The sequence below is a fragment of the Candidatus Avelusimicrobium luingense genome (assembly GCF_902757105.1).
Classification (GTDB): domain Bacteria; phylum Elusimicrobiota; class Elusimicrobia; order Elusimicrobiales; family Elusimicrobiaceae; genus Avelusimicrobium; species Avelusimicrobium luingense.
Genome location: NZ_CACVTK010000002.1, coordinates 37,442 through 50,839 on the forward strand (window position 1 = coordinate 37,442; position 13,398 = coordinate 50,839).

Here is a 13,398-nt window from a genome sequence, read left to right on the forward strand (position 1 = left end):
CGCCGAAATCTCTGCCAAAAAAGTACAATATATCTATGAAACCCATTATTTTGTGCGGTCCGACGGCCAGCGGAAAAACCGAACTTGCCCTTGCTCTTGCCAAGCAACTGGGCGGCGAAATTATTTCGGCTGATTCGCGCCAAGTGTATAAGCGGCTGACTATCGGCACCGCCAAACCGCAAGGCACGTGGCAAAACGGCGTCTATCGGGTGGATGGTATCGCCTATCATTTGGTTGATTTTTTAGATGTAACCGATACATTTAACGCAGGATCATTCTGTACAAAAGCAAAAAAAATTGCCACCGGCGCCCCCCACACTCCGCTTATTTTTGCGGGCGGGACGGGTATGTATTTACATGCATATTTTGTAGGCATGGACGACTTGCCCGCTTCTACGCCAACGTCGCGCGCCGCGGTAGAAACTATCCTCGCCGAAAAAGGCAAAGAAGGGTTGCATGCCCGTTTGCAAGAAATAGACCCTGTTAGTGCGGCGAACATTCCGGTAGGAAACGTCCAACGTACCATGCGCGCGGTAGAATTATTTTTACTTACAGGCAAACCCGCCAGCACCTTAAAAAGCGGAAAATTTTTCCAACTTCCCGAGCAAGAAAAAGGTCTTTTTGTCTATTTAGATTGGCAAAAAGATGCCTTACAACAACGTATAGAAAAGCGCACCGCACAAATTTTTGATGGTATGGTACAAGAGACACGGGAATTACTTGCGGCCAATTACGCGCCGGACATCCCCGCGTTAAAAAGTTTAGGATATCCGCAAGCCGTTGCATTTGTGCAAGGCGAACTTTCCCGCCAAGAAGCCCTTACGCAAATTATCACACTCACGCGCCAATACGCCAAACGCCAACGAACGTGGTTTAACCGCTATACGCAGGCGTTGCACTTGCCGCTTGAACGTCCGGAAGATTTTGATGTATCCCAACTAACCACCCGTATTATTAACACATACAAAAACCCGGCTTGAGCCAAACTCAAACCGGGTTTTTAATAACTATCAATATTATATAGCAAACGAACTTTGATTAACGCTTTTGATAATTGTTTTGAAATCTTTATCGGTTGGCTCAATAAAACCGTTTTCCGCACCGATCACCCGCAAATTCGGCACCCAACTACGGATAAAATTTAAGGTAGAACCGTTAAACCCGGTAAATAAAAAGTAGTCGCGGGCATTTTGCAACGTAACTAACGTTTGTCCGTCGTCGTTTTTAAAAGAAACACTTCCGTCAGGCGTATATAACAGAGACGACACCACCCCCGCCAAATCGCCCGACGGTGTAAATATTCCTCCGCCGCTATTACCGGGGCGCACTCCAAAATCAGGCGAAACGAAATGTTGAAGTTCTTTCACAAAAAACACATCCCCCGCCGATGACAAATAGGATAACGTTCCATCGGTCATTTTCGGCACTATAACTTGCGGCAGAAAACGGGCGCTTGGCAAATTAGCCGCCCCGATTAGCCGCGCGCCCATCGCATTTAATTGGGCTTTTGTCTCCGGACTTTCGGACAATTTCTTTTCAAATTCTGCACGGGACATAGCCAACCATTGTTGTGTTTCGCTATCCCAAAAATCATAAAAATATTCTGCACCGCTTAATTTAATTAACGCCACATCCGTACTGCTAATGCGGTTTTGCCCCGGGAAAAACCCGGAATAAATAAATACCGTTTTAGCGGTTGTAGTATGATTTATCCGCGCCATTTGACGCATTTCACCTTCGGCAAGCGTAATTTGTACGGTACAAGGCAACCCATCCCTGCAGGAATTATACACACAGTGTGCCGCCGTCAAGAACCACTCGCGTGACAAACGAACGGCTTGGCAATTATATACGGCTACCCGGGAATTGTTCGCTTTATCGGTACGCCACGTGGAAATTTCCTTTTGAATTAAAAATGCATCTTCGTTCACTTTGGGCGCGGCAAAATCTTCTTGCGCCACAAGCGGCAAGAAGGCAAATGTGCTTAATACGCAAAAAATCAGTTTCTTCATACTTTAAGTGTATATAAAAAAGACAAAAAAAACCACTTTTTTCATAAAAAATACGCCCCAAATATAATATAATGATATATATGATGATTACAATAACCCTGCTCATTTTATTTAGTTATCTTTTAGGTTCTATTCCCACCGGATATCTCATCTCCAAACGGGTGATGCATATTGATATCCGCCAACACGGCTCGGGCAATCCGGGCGCGGCCAACGTGTACCGTATCGTCGGTAAATGGGCCGGCATTTCTACTTTTTTGATTGATGCGCTAAAAGGGTTCATCCCGGTGTGTATGGCCCGCCACTTCTGCCCGGACTATTACTGGGTGGCTATTGCGTGCGGTGTAATTGCTATTTTGGGCCATATGTGGACGATTTATCTCAAATTCCGCGGGGGCAAAGGCGTTGCAACGTCTGCCGGTGTATTTGCCGCATTACTGCCTTGGCCCACGGCCATTGCATTTGCTTCCTTTGTAGTGTGCGTAGCGTTATGGGGCCGTATTTCTATCGGTTCTATTTGTGCGTGTATCGTGCTTCCGCTATGCAGTTTCTTTATTGGAAATCATCCTATGTCTGTCAATTTGATGGTAACGGCTATCGGGGCGCTTGTAATTTATAAACACGTACCGAACATTAAACGCTTGCTGGCGCAAAAAGAACTCAAATTTGAAGACGGCGCCAAAAAGAGAAAATAATTTATGAACATCCGTAATATTACCGTCTTTGGGGCGGGTATTTGGGGCAGTGTAATTGCCCAACATTTGGCGAAAAAAGGCTTTTCCGTTACGTTATGGGAATATAACGAAACGCTACTTAATGCCCTGAAAACCATGGGCCGCCACCCTAATATTCCTAATTTCAAGATTCACGATAATATCCGCCTAACGGGCAACGTTGCCGAAGCGATGGAAAATACCGATTTAATTGTATTTGTCATTTCATCTAAAGCCATTCGCTTATTTTGCCGCGAGCAGTTAAAACCGCTCTTAAACGGTCGTGTGGTACCGGTAGTCAGCGCGTCCAAAGGCATTGAAGACAAATCATTCAAAACCATTTGTGAAATTGTAGAAGAAGAACTTCCGCAACTTAAAGATAAAGTGCTCGCTTTCTCCGGGCCGAGTTTTGCTTTGGAAGTAGCGCAAAATGTCCCTACCAAAATTATGCTTGCGGGGGCCGATGATAAATTAGTCGCACAAATAGGCGAAGTATTTAACGGCGGGCCGATTATTGTAGTACCGGCCAAAGACCGCCGCGGCGTAGAATATGGCGGCGGCATTAAAAACGTGATGGCTATCGGCTGCGGGGTAATTGACGGTATCGGCGACGGTGCTAATACCAAAGCCGCGCTTATTACGCAAGCCTTGCACGAGATGAACGATATTTTAGTCAGCCAAGGCGGACAGGCGGGAACCGTTTACAGTTTAGCCGGGTTTGGCGATGCCATTTTGACAGGCATGTCTGCCATTTCGCGCAACCGCCGCTTAGGTGAAAAATTAGGTATCGGGCTGACGTTAGAAGAAGCACAAAAAGAAGTCGGCACTATTGCGGAAGGTGTCAACTCCGTACAAAGCGTGTACGATATTGCCCGCAAAAACAATTTACATACCCCGATCATTGACGCTATTTGGCAGATTGTTTGCCAAGGCAAAAAACCGTGTGTGTTGTTGCACGCGATGGGTTTTACCAACCGGGGAAATAAATAGATATAAGCCTGCGCCCAACCGACGCAGGCAGTTTTATCGGTAAATAAGGAAATTAAAATGAATAAAGATGATGTGATCCGGCACTTAACCCGGAAAGTAATTGACAAAAAACTCGCCAAAACGGCAGTGGATAGTGTATTTGATATTATTAAACACGGCTTAAAACGAGACGGGAAAGTAGTGATTAGTAATTTCGGCTCGTTCCAACTTAAAACGGCCCGCCCCGTTACACGCCACAACCCCAAAACACGCGAAAAAGTACAAGTTCCCGCTAAGCAAAAAGTACGCTTTAAGCCGTCTGAAAATATCTTAAAGAAATAATAAAACCCCCGGCAATTAAACCGGGGGTTTTATAAAAGAAAATAACGTCTACAAGACTTGTTTTAATTCCAAAGGTAAGTCTTTTTTATCCACGATTACAACGCTATGGGTATTGATTTTTTTATCCAGCCCAAACACACTTACCCGGTACGAAACAACACGTTTTCCATCCACCTCTTGCACGGTAGTTACATCAAATACTTTATCCGGCAAGTTGCTTTCTGATTCCAAAACGAGCAACTGTTCTTTGGCAAAATTGACTTCGGGATAATTCCCGCGGGCACGCCGCTTAAATTGGCGATAATCGTCTAACGATTTAATCAATGTCGCTTTGACAGGGGCTTCTATCATAGAAATTTTGGTATCCGCAGAAGTGGTTTGTTGGGCCGGTTTTGTAGGCACTTGCAACGTTACTTGCGCCGATTCATCCAAGGTAACAACCGAATGTGGCTCGTCATCATTTTTATCATTAGCCGCTTGCGTTTCGTCACCATGTTTAGGCAACACTTCTTCCACGTCCTGAATATCTATTTTAGACAATTGGGACGGTACTGTTACGCGCTGTACTTCCGCCGCGGGAGCATCCGCATCCGTCATGTCCGGGGCGATGGATGCATCTTTCATATCTGACACCCACACCGAGGCTCGCGTTTCCCCCACTTCAGACAGTAACGCATCATCTTGCCGCGTTTGATGCGAGTGCCATACTTGCATAGCCGCCGCGCCTGCTACAAAGCAAATCGCGCCGACCATCACTTGCATTCCAATCTTTGATAGGTTCATTTTGTTTTCTCGTATTTAGCCGTAATGACCGAACGCAACCCGCCGCGCGGCGTAAACACTCCGGTTACGGTAGCGCATTTAGGTTTGCAGGCTTTTACGACATCATCTAAAATTTTGTTGGCGATATTTTCCATAAAAATACCCATATCGCGGTACTCTAATAAATAGTATTTAAGCGATTTGAGTTCCAAACACAATTCGTCCGGAATATATTCTATGGTAATCGTGCCAAAATCCGGTAGGCCCGTTTTCGGGCAAACGGACGTAAATTCCGGAAGTTCAATTTTAATATCATAGTCCCGTTTATATTGGTTGGGCCAGCATTGAATTTCCGGCAAAACCGCATCGGCATTTTTGCGGGCGTGGTCTGAAGTATAACCGAAGTCAATATCTTTATTTGTCATTTGATTCTTAATAACCTCATTGAATTTAAAAATATAATTCCTATAATTGCCAAACTCCCCCCGACGGGCCAACGCCAATCGGGTTGGTGCGGCGCACTATAAAACAAAAATTCTACCCATATTAGTCCCAGTACAACGGATAATACGGCATTGGTCAAACTGGTTTGGCGAATTTTACGGTTGATAGTTAACAGTAACGTAAGCGGATACAAATCAGACCGAGAAATCACTACATCTACCCAGTTGGCATATACATTTTGTCCCGTTTCGTACGCAATAGACATATCGGCTTTTAACAAAGCCACAATGTCGTTAAAACCATCGCCCACCATTACTACTTTTTTGCCAAGGGCCCGTAAATTACCCACAATTTCCGCTTTCGTTTTGGGGAGCACATTGGCATTGTATTTTTGAATATTCACTTCCCCCGCCACAGCGGCAACGGCCGGTTCGTTATCCCCGGAAATAAGCAAAATTTCTTTCTTTTTCTTTTTCAAATAATCAATCGTTTCCCGGGCACCTGTACGCAAATTATCCACCAACACCAAATATCCTAAATAGACGTTATCTTTCACCACCGCGACCACAGTATGCGGAGTTTGGTAAATTTCTTTAGGTAGCGTAACGCCTTGTTCTTCCATCCAAGGAATGCGTCCGGCAAGTATCGTATGCTTTCCGTAATGTACCCGCGCACCCATACCGGGGAACAATTCCAGCGAATCGTTTTTCGGTGCTACAATTTTTTGGGCTTGGGCATAGGTTAAAATGGCTGAAGCAAACGGGCCTTCGGCTTGTTGTTCGGCACAGGCAGCGGCTTCTAACAATTCCCTTTCTTTGAGATTAGAAACCGGGCAGACTTGTTTGACCGTTAATTTTCCATACGTCAATGTACCGGTTTTATCAAAGAACACCATATCGGCCAATGCTAATTGGGCTAAGGCATGCTCATTGTGAATCACGATTCCGTTTTTGCGGGCAAAGCACCGTGCAAAAAATACCGGAAAAATATCCGCAAACAACAGTGCCAACGGCGCGCCCAATGCAAATACTACCAATAATATTCCACTATTATACAACCACGACGAAATCCCTTGTTGCGACAATACCAACCCGTATTTAAGCCCCGCTACCAAGACTAAAATAACCAATAGAATTGCCGAATAAGTTTCCAACGGGGACGAAAAATTACTGCGGCGCAGTTCGCTATTTTTAACGGCCTCTATCACACTCATCAGGGCGCAGACCGGCAGGGGTTTTTCCACCCGTACATAAATGGTAGATGACTTATTAATCGTTCCCGCATATACCGTATTACCGACTTGCTTATACGCCGGAACATGGCTACCGGTCATCAATTGTTCATCTACGGAAGTATGCCCTTTACAAATAACTCCGTCACAAGGCAACCGCTCACCGGGTTGGACACAAACTTCATCACCGGGTTTTAATTCAACAGCGAATACGCGTTGTTCTTTACCGTTCTTAAGTATCCGGCCGGATTTGGGCAAAAAATCATCTATTTTCTTAATATAAACTTTCGCCCCTTCGCGCGCACGCGTGCGCCGAATTTGCACCCAAAGAGCCATCGTTAAAAAGAACGAGACATATAAGTACAATTCCGCCACCGGGCCGATAACAGGCACCCGTAAAAACGTATGGCATGCCGAATATAAAAATCCGGCATATACAACTACACTTACTAATAACGAAAAACCGATATGTCCGTTGCTCAAATCTTTAAACGCACTGCGCACAAAAATCGTAGCGCAAAATAACGTATTAATAAGCACTAAAATAAAGAAACTAATTTCGGAATATCGGACCGCCAATAAACATAACATCAGGCCCAAGAGTACCATAGACAGATAAAAACGGTACACAAATACTCCGGACGGCAACTGCAAAGATGCCGGCACGAAAGGAGCACGGGCCGCTTTTGGCTGAGTCATAAGCGTTTAACGTGGGAAGAAACGGTTGGCCTGCACACGGGCACGGCCTTCTTCGTTTTTCATCAAACGAATTTTGGCTTCGTAACGGCGGGCATGGGCCGGGTCTAATTTCAAGGCAACCATATAGTTAGCCGTTGCAGAGACCGGGTCTTCCACCGCAAGCATATCACCCATCAATTCGTAAGTGGGGACGTACTGATTGGCCAGTTCTTTGGAACGGGCCAACATACCTAACGCCGCATCCGTTTCCCCTTTGCGGAAAAGCAGATCGCCCATGTAATAATAGGGCAGAGCATACGAAGGTTTCAACGTAACGGCTTGTTCCAAATCGGCATACGCCTCGGCGGGATATCCCATTTTGATAAATGCACGGGCGCGTTCCAAATAGGCGCGGGCATCCGCCGGATTAAGTGAAATTAGATACGTCAAATCTTCTACGGCATTTTCATATTGCCCCATATCATAGAAGGCAAGTGCGCGGTTAAGTAAAAGCAATTGATTACGCGGACGCAAACGGGCGGCTTTATTAAAATCATCCAACGCTTCTATGGTACGGCCCAACCGGTAAAAAGCGATAGCACGGTTCATACGGGCCGTAAAATAACGGGGTTCTAACATAAGTGCGCTGGATAACATATCCACCGCATCCAAATTGCGGCCCATATCAATATATAAGGCACCCAAGTTATTATAGGCTTCGGCGTTATTCCCATTGATTTCCATTACTTGCAAATAATCTTGCTCGGCACGTTGGCGGTTTTTCTTACGTTCTTTGGCATCTTTCACCGGCAAGCGTTCCCAAAGTACCCCACGGTTCAAATAAGCGGCAAAATTATCGGGGTTTTGTTTGATAGCACGTGTGTAAAGTTCCACGGCTTGGTTCAGTTCGCCTTTAGACGTAGCAAACCGCGCCTCTTTGAATAATTCTTTATCGGAACTACCGCACGCTGCCGCGCACACACAAGCAATTACACCTAAAAATAGTTTTTTCATTTTTCCTCCCGTTTTGGTTTTTTATGAAAAATCAAAGAAATCACAAATAACGCACCACCGATGGTAATGGCACTATCGGCCACATTAAAAACCGGCCAAACTAAAAAATCTAAGAAGTCCACTACATACCCTAATGTTATTCTATCATAAAGATTGCCAAATGCACCTGCTAAAATCAATACACTTCCCCATTTGACAAGGTTTCCTTGCGCGCAAAGATCTTTCCAACTGTGTATAATGTAACCGATAATCACCAGCATGACCACAATCAAAAGGCCGTTTGCCCCTTGGAACGAGCCAAATGCCGCGCCCGTATTTTCCACATACCGCAAGTGAAAAAACGGAAACACAACGATAGGATTTTCCGTTAAAAATACTTGGGCTAGCACCTTGCTGATGCGATCAGCCGCCAACACAAAAGCCACTACCCACAATACCGGGGTATTTTCGGCTGTCCACTTTTTTAATGTTTGCCAACTTTTACGCACCAACGGGTTCACTCTCCTCAACCGATAATCCTTCGCGGGTTAAGACTTCTTCGCAACGTCCGCAAATATCCTGGTGTGCATGTGTGCCGACGTCCTCTTTCCATTGCCAGCAACGAGCACATTTCGTACCTTTAGCGTGGACAACTTCCACCGACAGTTCTTCCCCACCGTCTGCAATTTCTACCGCAGACACAATGGCAATTTCCGGCCATAACGCTTGGGTATCTTGTAAAAATTTACGTATTTCTTCATTAGATGTTTTGAACACTACGCACGCTTCTAATGAGGAGCCGATTACGCCTTTTTGCCGCGCTTCTTCCAAGGTTTTTTGGATGATTTCGCGCACTTGGCGGATACGGTTCCATTTTTCTTCCAATTTCACATCCGGCACGAGGGAAGCGTTTGCCGGCATATTGGACAAGAATATGCTTTGCGGCAAGGTGCGCCCGAGCGCGGTTTTGCGTATTTCCTGCCACGCTTCTTCCGCGGTAAAAGAAAGTACCGGCGCCATTAACTGCAGCAACGTAACCGCAATTTCGGCCAACACCGTTTGGGCACTGCGCCGCGCCGGAGCGTTAACGCCTTGTGTATAAAGACGATCTTTAGACGCGTCCAACATAAACGACGACAAATCTAAAATACAAAAATCGGTAATGGCGCGCATAGCCCGGCGGAAATTAAATTCCGCATATCCGTTATGAACTTCTTCAATCAGCGTATTTAACCGCCCAAGCATATATTTATCCATTTCGGTTAATTCTTTGGCATTTACGCGGTGGATATCCGGATCGTAATCGGATAAATTCCCCAGTGCATAGCGTACCGTATTGCGGATTTTGCGGTAAGTATCAATCGGTCCGCCCAAGATTTCTTCGCTAATGCGTACGTCGCCTTGGTAATCGGAGAACGATACCCACAAGCGCAAGATATCGGCGCCGTATTTGTTGATAACATCTTCCGGATCTACGGCATTGCCGGCCGATTTGTGCATCGGGCGGCCATCACCGTCTAGCACCATACCGTGCGTCAAAATTGTTTTGAACGGCGCGGTCCCTTCTAACGTATAAGACGGAATATAAGAACTTTGGAACCAACCGCGGTGTTGGTCGGAACCTTCGGAATAGACGTCGGCCGGAAAATCTAAGCCGCGGTCTTTTAATACCGCCGCCCACGACACACCGGAATCAAGCCATACGTCTAAAATATCGGTTTCTTTTCTAAATTCGCGGCTACCGCATTCACAGGTATAATTTTCCGGCACGAGTTTTTCCACCGGATCAATAAACCAAAAATCGGAGCCTTCCTTCATCGCGCGGGCTTTGATAAATTCAAACAAGTCGTGATTTACTTGCGGTTTGCCGCATTTTTTGCAGTACACCACCGCAACCGGGGTTCCCCAAAACCGCTGACGCGATAAACACCAATCGGGGCGCAACCCAATCATGGCGCGCATACGTTCTTGTCCGCCGGCGGGATAAAATTTGACATTTTGTAAATTGTCCATTAATTTTTGGCGAAGTCCGTCTTTATCAATAGACATAAACCACTGTTCCGTAGCCCGGAAAATAATGGGATTATGACACCGCCAACAATGTGGATAACTGTGTACGATTTCCTGTTCTTTGATAAGTGCACCGAGTTCGTCCAATTTCTTAACCATTAAGGGGTTCGCGTCAAACACGTGCATCCCTTCAAAAACGCCCGCATCTTTGGTATAGCACCCTTTTTCATCTACCGGGCAAACCGTTTCTAATTTCCATTGTTTGCCGGCTTGGGCGTCTTCTTCCCCGTGACCGGGAGCAATATGAACCACCCCCACCCCGGCATCCATAGTTACAAAATCCGTCCAAATGACCGGATTTTCTTTGTGCGTTAAAGGGTGGTAGTATTTCATACCGACGAGTTTTTCACCGGGCACACAACCCACCTGCGTACAATCAAGTTCGGTGTTTTTCAAAAATTCTTCGGCCAGTTTTTCCGCCGCAATATAATATTCGCCTGTATGGTTATCTTTCAAAATAGCGTAATCTTCCGTATTGGATACGGCAGCGGCAACGTTAGCGGGAATCGTCCACGGGGTGGTCGTCCAGACCGCTAAATTAACGGGTTTTGTGTAGTCCAAATCGCCCAAAATTTCTTTACTGGGATTTACCAACTTAAAGCGCAAGTAAATAGACGGCGACGAAATATCTTGATATTCCGTTTCCGCATCGGCCAAAGCCGTTTCACAATGGGCACACCACGTAATGGTTTTTTGCCCTTTATAGACGTATCCTTTTTCAATAAGGTCCAAGAAAGCCCCCACGGTAATGCCTTCATACCGCGGCGACATCGTCAAATAAGGGTTATCCCAATCGGCTTGAACGCCTAAACGTTTGAATCCTTGGCGTTGCAAGTCAATAAATTTAGCGGCAAATTCGCGCGCCCGTTTGCGAAAAGCGGGGATATCGGTAATGTGTTTTTTATCTTGTTTAAGTTCTTTTAAGAGCGCCTGTTCAATGGGCAAACCATGGCAGTCCCACCCCGGCACATAAGGCGTATAGTGCCCGGTCATCGCGCGTGATTTTAAGATGATATCTTTAATGGTTTTATCTAAAGCGTGTCCGATATGAATTTTGCCGTTAGCGTAGGGCGGCCCGTCGTGCAAGACAAAGTGTTTGCCTTGCTCGTTTTTCTTGAGCATGGCTTCGTAAAGGTTAATAGATTTCCAAAAATCTAAAATTTTCGGTTCTTTTTGCGCCAAACCCGCGCGCATCGGAAAATCGGTTTTGGGCAACAAAACCGTATGGGAATATTTATTTTTTGCCATGGTATAAAACTCCAATAAAGAATATTTCTTATATTATAGAAAATTTTACGCGCGTGTACGAGAAGAAATAAGCCGGGAAGTTATTCCCCGGCTATTTTGTGCAAATAGGCGTGGAGTTTTTCTAACGTTTCTTTGCTAACGGCGTGTTCCATTTTACACGCGTCCATATCGGCGGTTTTAGGGGTAACGCCCAATACTTGCGTCAAAAAGCGGCTCAAAATAGCGTGGCGTTTTTTAACATCTTGCGCCGCGCGGCGACCTTTGGGGGTCAGTTTAATTCCGCCGTAAGGCTGGTGAGTTACGTAGCCGTTTTCGGCCAGCAGTTTCATAGCGCCCGTTACGCTGGGCGTTTTAACCCCCAGCAAATCGCGAATATCACTTACGCGGGCAATGCCTTGGTCGTTGGCGCAGAACAAAACGGCTTCTACGTAATCTTCCATATTAGCAGATAATTTCATATTAAGTAGTGTAACATATTTTTTACCGCTTGAAATAATTTTGCAGGCTACCTTTTCCTAACATTAAATAGTATAATAAACATAGTTGTTATTATAACCAGAGGAGTGTGTATGGATATTCATGCCTATACAGCGGACTTCTTAGAAGCCCAAGAAAAGAAAGATCCCGGCCAAAAAGTATTTCTTCAGGCCGTTAAAGAAGTAGTCAGCACGTTGCACCCGGTGTTGGAGCAAAACCCGGTCTATATTAAAGAAAAGATTTTGGAACGTTTGGTAGAACCGGAACGCATCATCAGTTTCCGCGTACCGTGGCAAGACGATAAAGGCGAAATTCACGTCAACCGCGGCTACCGCGTTCAATTCAACAGTGCTATTGGGCCGTACAAAGGCGGTATCCGCTTTCATACGTCCGTTACGCAAGACTCATTGAAATTTTTAGCGTTTGAACAAACCTTCAAAAACAGTTTAACCACGTTGCCCTTAGGCGGCGGTAAAGGCGGAAGCGACTTTGATGCCCGCGGCAAATCCGACGGCGAAGTGATGCGCTTTTGCCACTCATTTATGAACGAACTCTATCGCCACATCGGTTATCACACGGACGTGCCCGCCGGAGATTTAGGTTGCGGTGCGCGCGAAATCGGTTATATGTACGGTCAATACAAAAAACTGACCGACGTTTTTACGGGTACTTTTACCGGTAAAAAACCGAATTGGGGCGGCAGCCTTTTACGTCCGGAAGCCACCGGCTACGGTGTAGCGTACTTCACGCAAAACATGCTTGCTACCAAAAATGACAGCGTCAAAGGTAAAACCTGCATTGTTTCCGGTACCGGCAACGTAGGTATTCACGCTATTGAAAAATTAACCGAACTGGGCGGTAAAGTCGTTGGGTTTATGGACTATGACGGCAGCGTCTATGACAAAGACGGCGTAGATGCCGAAAAACTCGCGTTCTTAAAAGAACTCGTATTTGTCCGCCGCGGCAGTTTGAAGGAATATGTCAAAAAATTCCCGAAAGCCGAATTTAGACCCGGCAAAAAAACGTGGGATATCCCGTGCGATATCGCCTGCCCGACCGCTTGCGAAAACGAACTGCACGGCGACGACGCCAAAACCTTACTTAAAAACGGTTGCAAATGCGTATGCGAAGGCTCTAACATGCCTTGCACGCCCGAAGCCATTGAAGCGTTCCAAGCCGCCGGAATTTTGTACTCCCCCGGCAAAGCCTCTAACGCGGGCGGGGTAGCCGTTTCCGGGTTGGAAATGACGCAAAACTCCATGCGCCTGTATTGGACGCGCGAAGAAGTGGACCAATACTTGCACCGCATTATGAACAGCATTCACAACAGTTGTTTGGAAGCCGCCGAAATGTACGGCATGAAAGGCAACTATATGGCCGGCGCGAACATCGCGGGCTTCAAAAAAGTCGCCGATTCTATGCTGGACCAAGGGTTGGTATAAGCAATAAATGCTAAAAG

Annotated in this window: 13 protein-coding genes; 5 read left to right on the forward strand and 8 right to left on the reverse strand. The window is 45.9% G+C overall.

Going from position 1 to position 13,398, the window contains the following annotated elements; translation table 11 throughout:
- The first annotated feature begins 35 nt into the window (after positions 1 to 35).
- On the forward strand, positions 36 to 980 hold the full coding sequence (gene miaA, locus ACQY3H_RS01610; RefSeq protein ID WP_428074181.1) for a tRNA (adenosine(37)-N6)-dimethylallyltransferase MiaA: 945 nt from the start codon (positions 36 to 38) through the stop codon (positions 978 to 980).
- A 36-nt stretch (positions 981 to 1,016) separates the two neighbouring features.
- Here the strand turns inward: miaA and ACQY3H_RS01615 are convergent, their stop codons facing one another.
- Positions 1,017 to 2,012 carry a trypsin-like serine protease gene (locus tag ACQY3H_RS01615; RefSeq protein ID WP_428074183.1) on the reverse strand — a complete coding sequence of 332 codons (996 nt, stop codon included), beginning with the start codon at positions 2,010 to 2,012 and terminating at the stop codon, positions 1,017 to 1,019.
- Positions 2,013 to 2,092: 80 nt separating this feature from the next.
- On the opposite strand from ACQY3H_RS01615, the gene plsY reads away from it, so the two are divergent.
- Genes plsY through ACQY3H_RS01630 form a run of 3 tightly spaced genes read left to right on the forward strand, consistent with a single transcriptional unit; the run spans position 2,093 to position 4,036 of the window.
- On the forward strand, positions 2,093 to 2,707 hold the full coding sequence (gene plsY, locus ACQY3H_RS01620) for a glycerol-3-phosphate 1-O-acyltransferase PlsY (protein ID WP_428074185.1): 615 nt from the start codon (positions 2,093 to 2,095) through the stop codon (positions 2,705 to 2,707).
- 3 nt (positions 2,708 to 2,710) lie between these two features.
- Positions 2,711 to 3,715 carry an NAD(P)H-dependent glycerol-3-phosphate dehydrogenase gene (locus ACQY3H_RS01625; protein ID WP_428074187.1) on the forward strand — a complete coding sequence of 335 codons (1,005 nt, stop codon included), beginning with the start codon at positions 2,711 to 2,713 and terminating at the stop codon, positions 3,713 to 3,715.
- 57 nt (positions 3,716 to 3,772) lie between these two features.
- Positions 3,773 to 4,036: an HU family DNA-binding protein gene (locus ACQY3H_RS01630; protein ID WP_428074189.1), complete on the forward strand. Its 264-nt coding sequence runs from the start codon at positions 3,773 to 3,775 to the stop codon at positions 4,034 to 4,036.
- Between the two features lie 48 nt (positions 4,037 to 4,084).
- Here ACQY3H_RS01630 and ACQY3H_RS01635 read toward each other — a convergent pair whose 3' ends face one another.
- The 7 genes from ACQY3H_RS01635 to ACQY3H_RS01665 form a co-directional block, all read right to left on the reverse strand.
- Positions 4,085 to 4,819: a hypothetical protein gene (locus tag ACQY3H_RS01635; protein WP_428074191.1), complete on the reverse strand. Its 735-nt coding sequence runs from the start codon at positions 4,817 to 4,819 to the stop codon at positions 4,085 to 4,087.
- The gene (queF, locus tag ACQY3H_RS01640) at positions 4,816 to 5,223 is read right to left on the reverse strand and encodes a preQ(1) synthase (RefSeq protein ID WP_428074193.1); all 408 of its coding nucleotides are present in this window, start codon (positions 5,221 to 5,223) and stop codon (positions 4,816 to 4,818) included. Before queF ends, ACQY3H_RS01635 begins: the two co-directional genes overlap by 4 nt.
- Complete coding sequence (locus tag ACQY3H_RS01645) at positions 5,220 to 7,172, reverse strand: heavy metal translocating P-type ATPase (RefSeq protein ID WP_428074195.1); 1,953 nt, start codon at positions 7,170 to 7,172, stop codon at positions 5,220 to 5,222. The genes queF and ACQY3H_RS01645 overlap by 4 nt, the downstream gene beginning before the upstream one ends.
- A 6-nt stretch (positions 7,173 to 7,178) precedes the next feature.
- On the reverse strand, positions 7,179 to 8,165 hold the full coding sequence (locus tag ACQY3H_RS01650; protein WP_428074197.1) for a tetratricopeptide repeat protein: 987 nt from the start codon (positions 8,163 to 8,165) through the stop codon (positions 7,179 to 7,181).
- Positions 8,162 to 8,665 (reverse strand): signal peptidase II, encoded by a 504-nt coding sequence (gene lspA / locus ACQY3H_RS01655; RefSeq protein ID WP_428074199.1) that lies wholly within the window; start codon positions 8,663 to 8,665, stop codon positions 8,162 to 8,164. Before lspA ends, ACQY3H_RS01650 begins: the two co-directional genes overlap by 4 nt.
- Positions 8,646 to 11,462, reverse strand: a complete 2,817-nt coding sequence (gene ileS / locus ACQY3H_RS01660) for an isoleucine--tRNA ligase (RefSeq protein WP_428074201.1) — start codon at positions 11,460 to 11,462, stop codon at positions 8,646 to 8,648. Before ileS ends, lspA begins: the two co-directional genes overlap by 20 nt.
- 80 nt (positions 11,463 to 11,542) lie before the next feature.
- The gene (locus tag ACQY3H_RS01665) at positions 11,543 to 11,920 is read right to left on the reverse strand and encodes a metal-dependent transcriptional regulator (RefSeq protein WP_428074203.1); all 378 of its coding nucleotides are present in this window, start codon (positions 11,918 to 11,920) and stop codon (positions 11,543 to 11,545) included.
- Positions 11,921 to 12,031: 111 nt separating this feature from the next.
- Here ACQY3H_RS01665 and gdhA point away from each other — a divergent pair, with 111 nt between their 5' ends.
- Entirely contained in the window at positions 12,032 to 13,381 is a 1,350-nt protein-coding gene (gene gdhA / locus ACQY3H_RS01670; protein ID WP_428074205.1) for an NADP-specific glutamate dehydrogenase, read from the forward strand.
- Positions 13,382 to 13,398 lie beyond the last annotated feature (17 nt).

Excerpts from the sequence above, each read along its gene's own strand:
- miaA (WP_428074181.1), top strand. The coding sequence starts at position 36 with ATGAAACCCATTATTTTGTGCGGTCCGACGGCCAGCGGAAAAACCGAA.
- ACQY3H_RS01615 (WP_428074183.1), bottom strand. The coding sequence starts at position 2,012 with ATGAAGAAACTGATTTTTTGCGTATTAAGCACATTTGCCTTCTTGCCG.
- plsY (WP_428074185.1), top strand. The coding sequence starts at position 2,093 with ATGATGATTACAATAACCCTGCTCATTTTATTTAGTTATCTTTTAGGT.
- ACQY3H_RS01625 (WP_428074187.1), top strand. The coding sequence starts at position 2,711 with ATGAACATCCGTAATATTACCGTCTTTGGGGCGGGTATTTGGGGCAGT.
- ACQY3H_RS01630 (WP_428074189.1), top strand. The coding sequence starts at position 3,773 with ATGAATAAAGATGATGTGATCCGGCACTTAACCCGGAAAGTAATTGAC.
- ACQY3H_RS01635 (WP_428074191.1), bottom strand. The coding sequence starts at position 4,819 with ATGAACCTATCAAAGATTGGAATGCAAGTGATGGTCGGCGCGATTTGC.
- queF (WP_428074193.1), bottom strand. The coding sequence starts at position 5,223 with ATGACAAATAAAGATATTGACTTCGGTTATACTTCAGACCACGCCCGC.
- ACQY3H_RS01645 (WP_428074195.1), bottom strand. The coding sequence starts at position 7,172 with ATGACTCAGCCAAAAGCGGCCCGTGCTCCTTTCGTGCCGGCATCTTTG.
- ACQY3H_RS01650 (WP_428074197.1), bottom strand. The coding sequence starts at position 8,165 with ATGAAAAAACTATTTTTAGGTGTAATTGCTTGTGTGTGCGCGGCAGCG.
- ileS (WP_428074201.1), bottom strand. The coding sequence starts at position 11,462 with ATGGCAAAAAATAAATATTCCCATACGGTTTTGTTGCCCAAAACCGAT.
- ACQY3H_RS01665 (WP_428074203.1), bottom strand. The coding sequence starts at position 11,920 with ATGAAATTATCTGCTAATATGGAAGATTACGTAGAAGCCGTTTTGTTC.
- gdhA (WP_428074205.1), top strand. The coding sequence starts at position 12,032 with ATGGATATTCATGCCTATACAGCGGACTTCTTAGAAGCCCAAGAAAAG.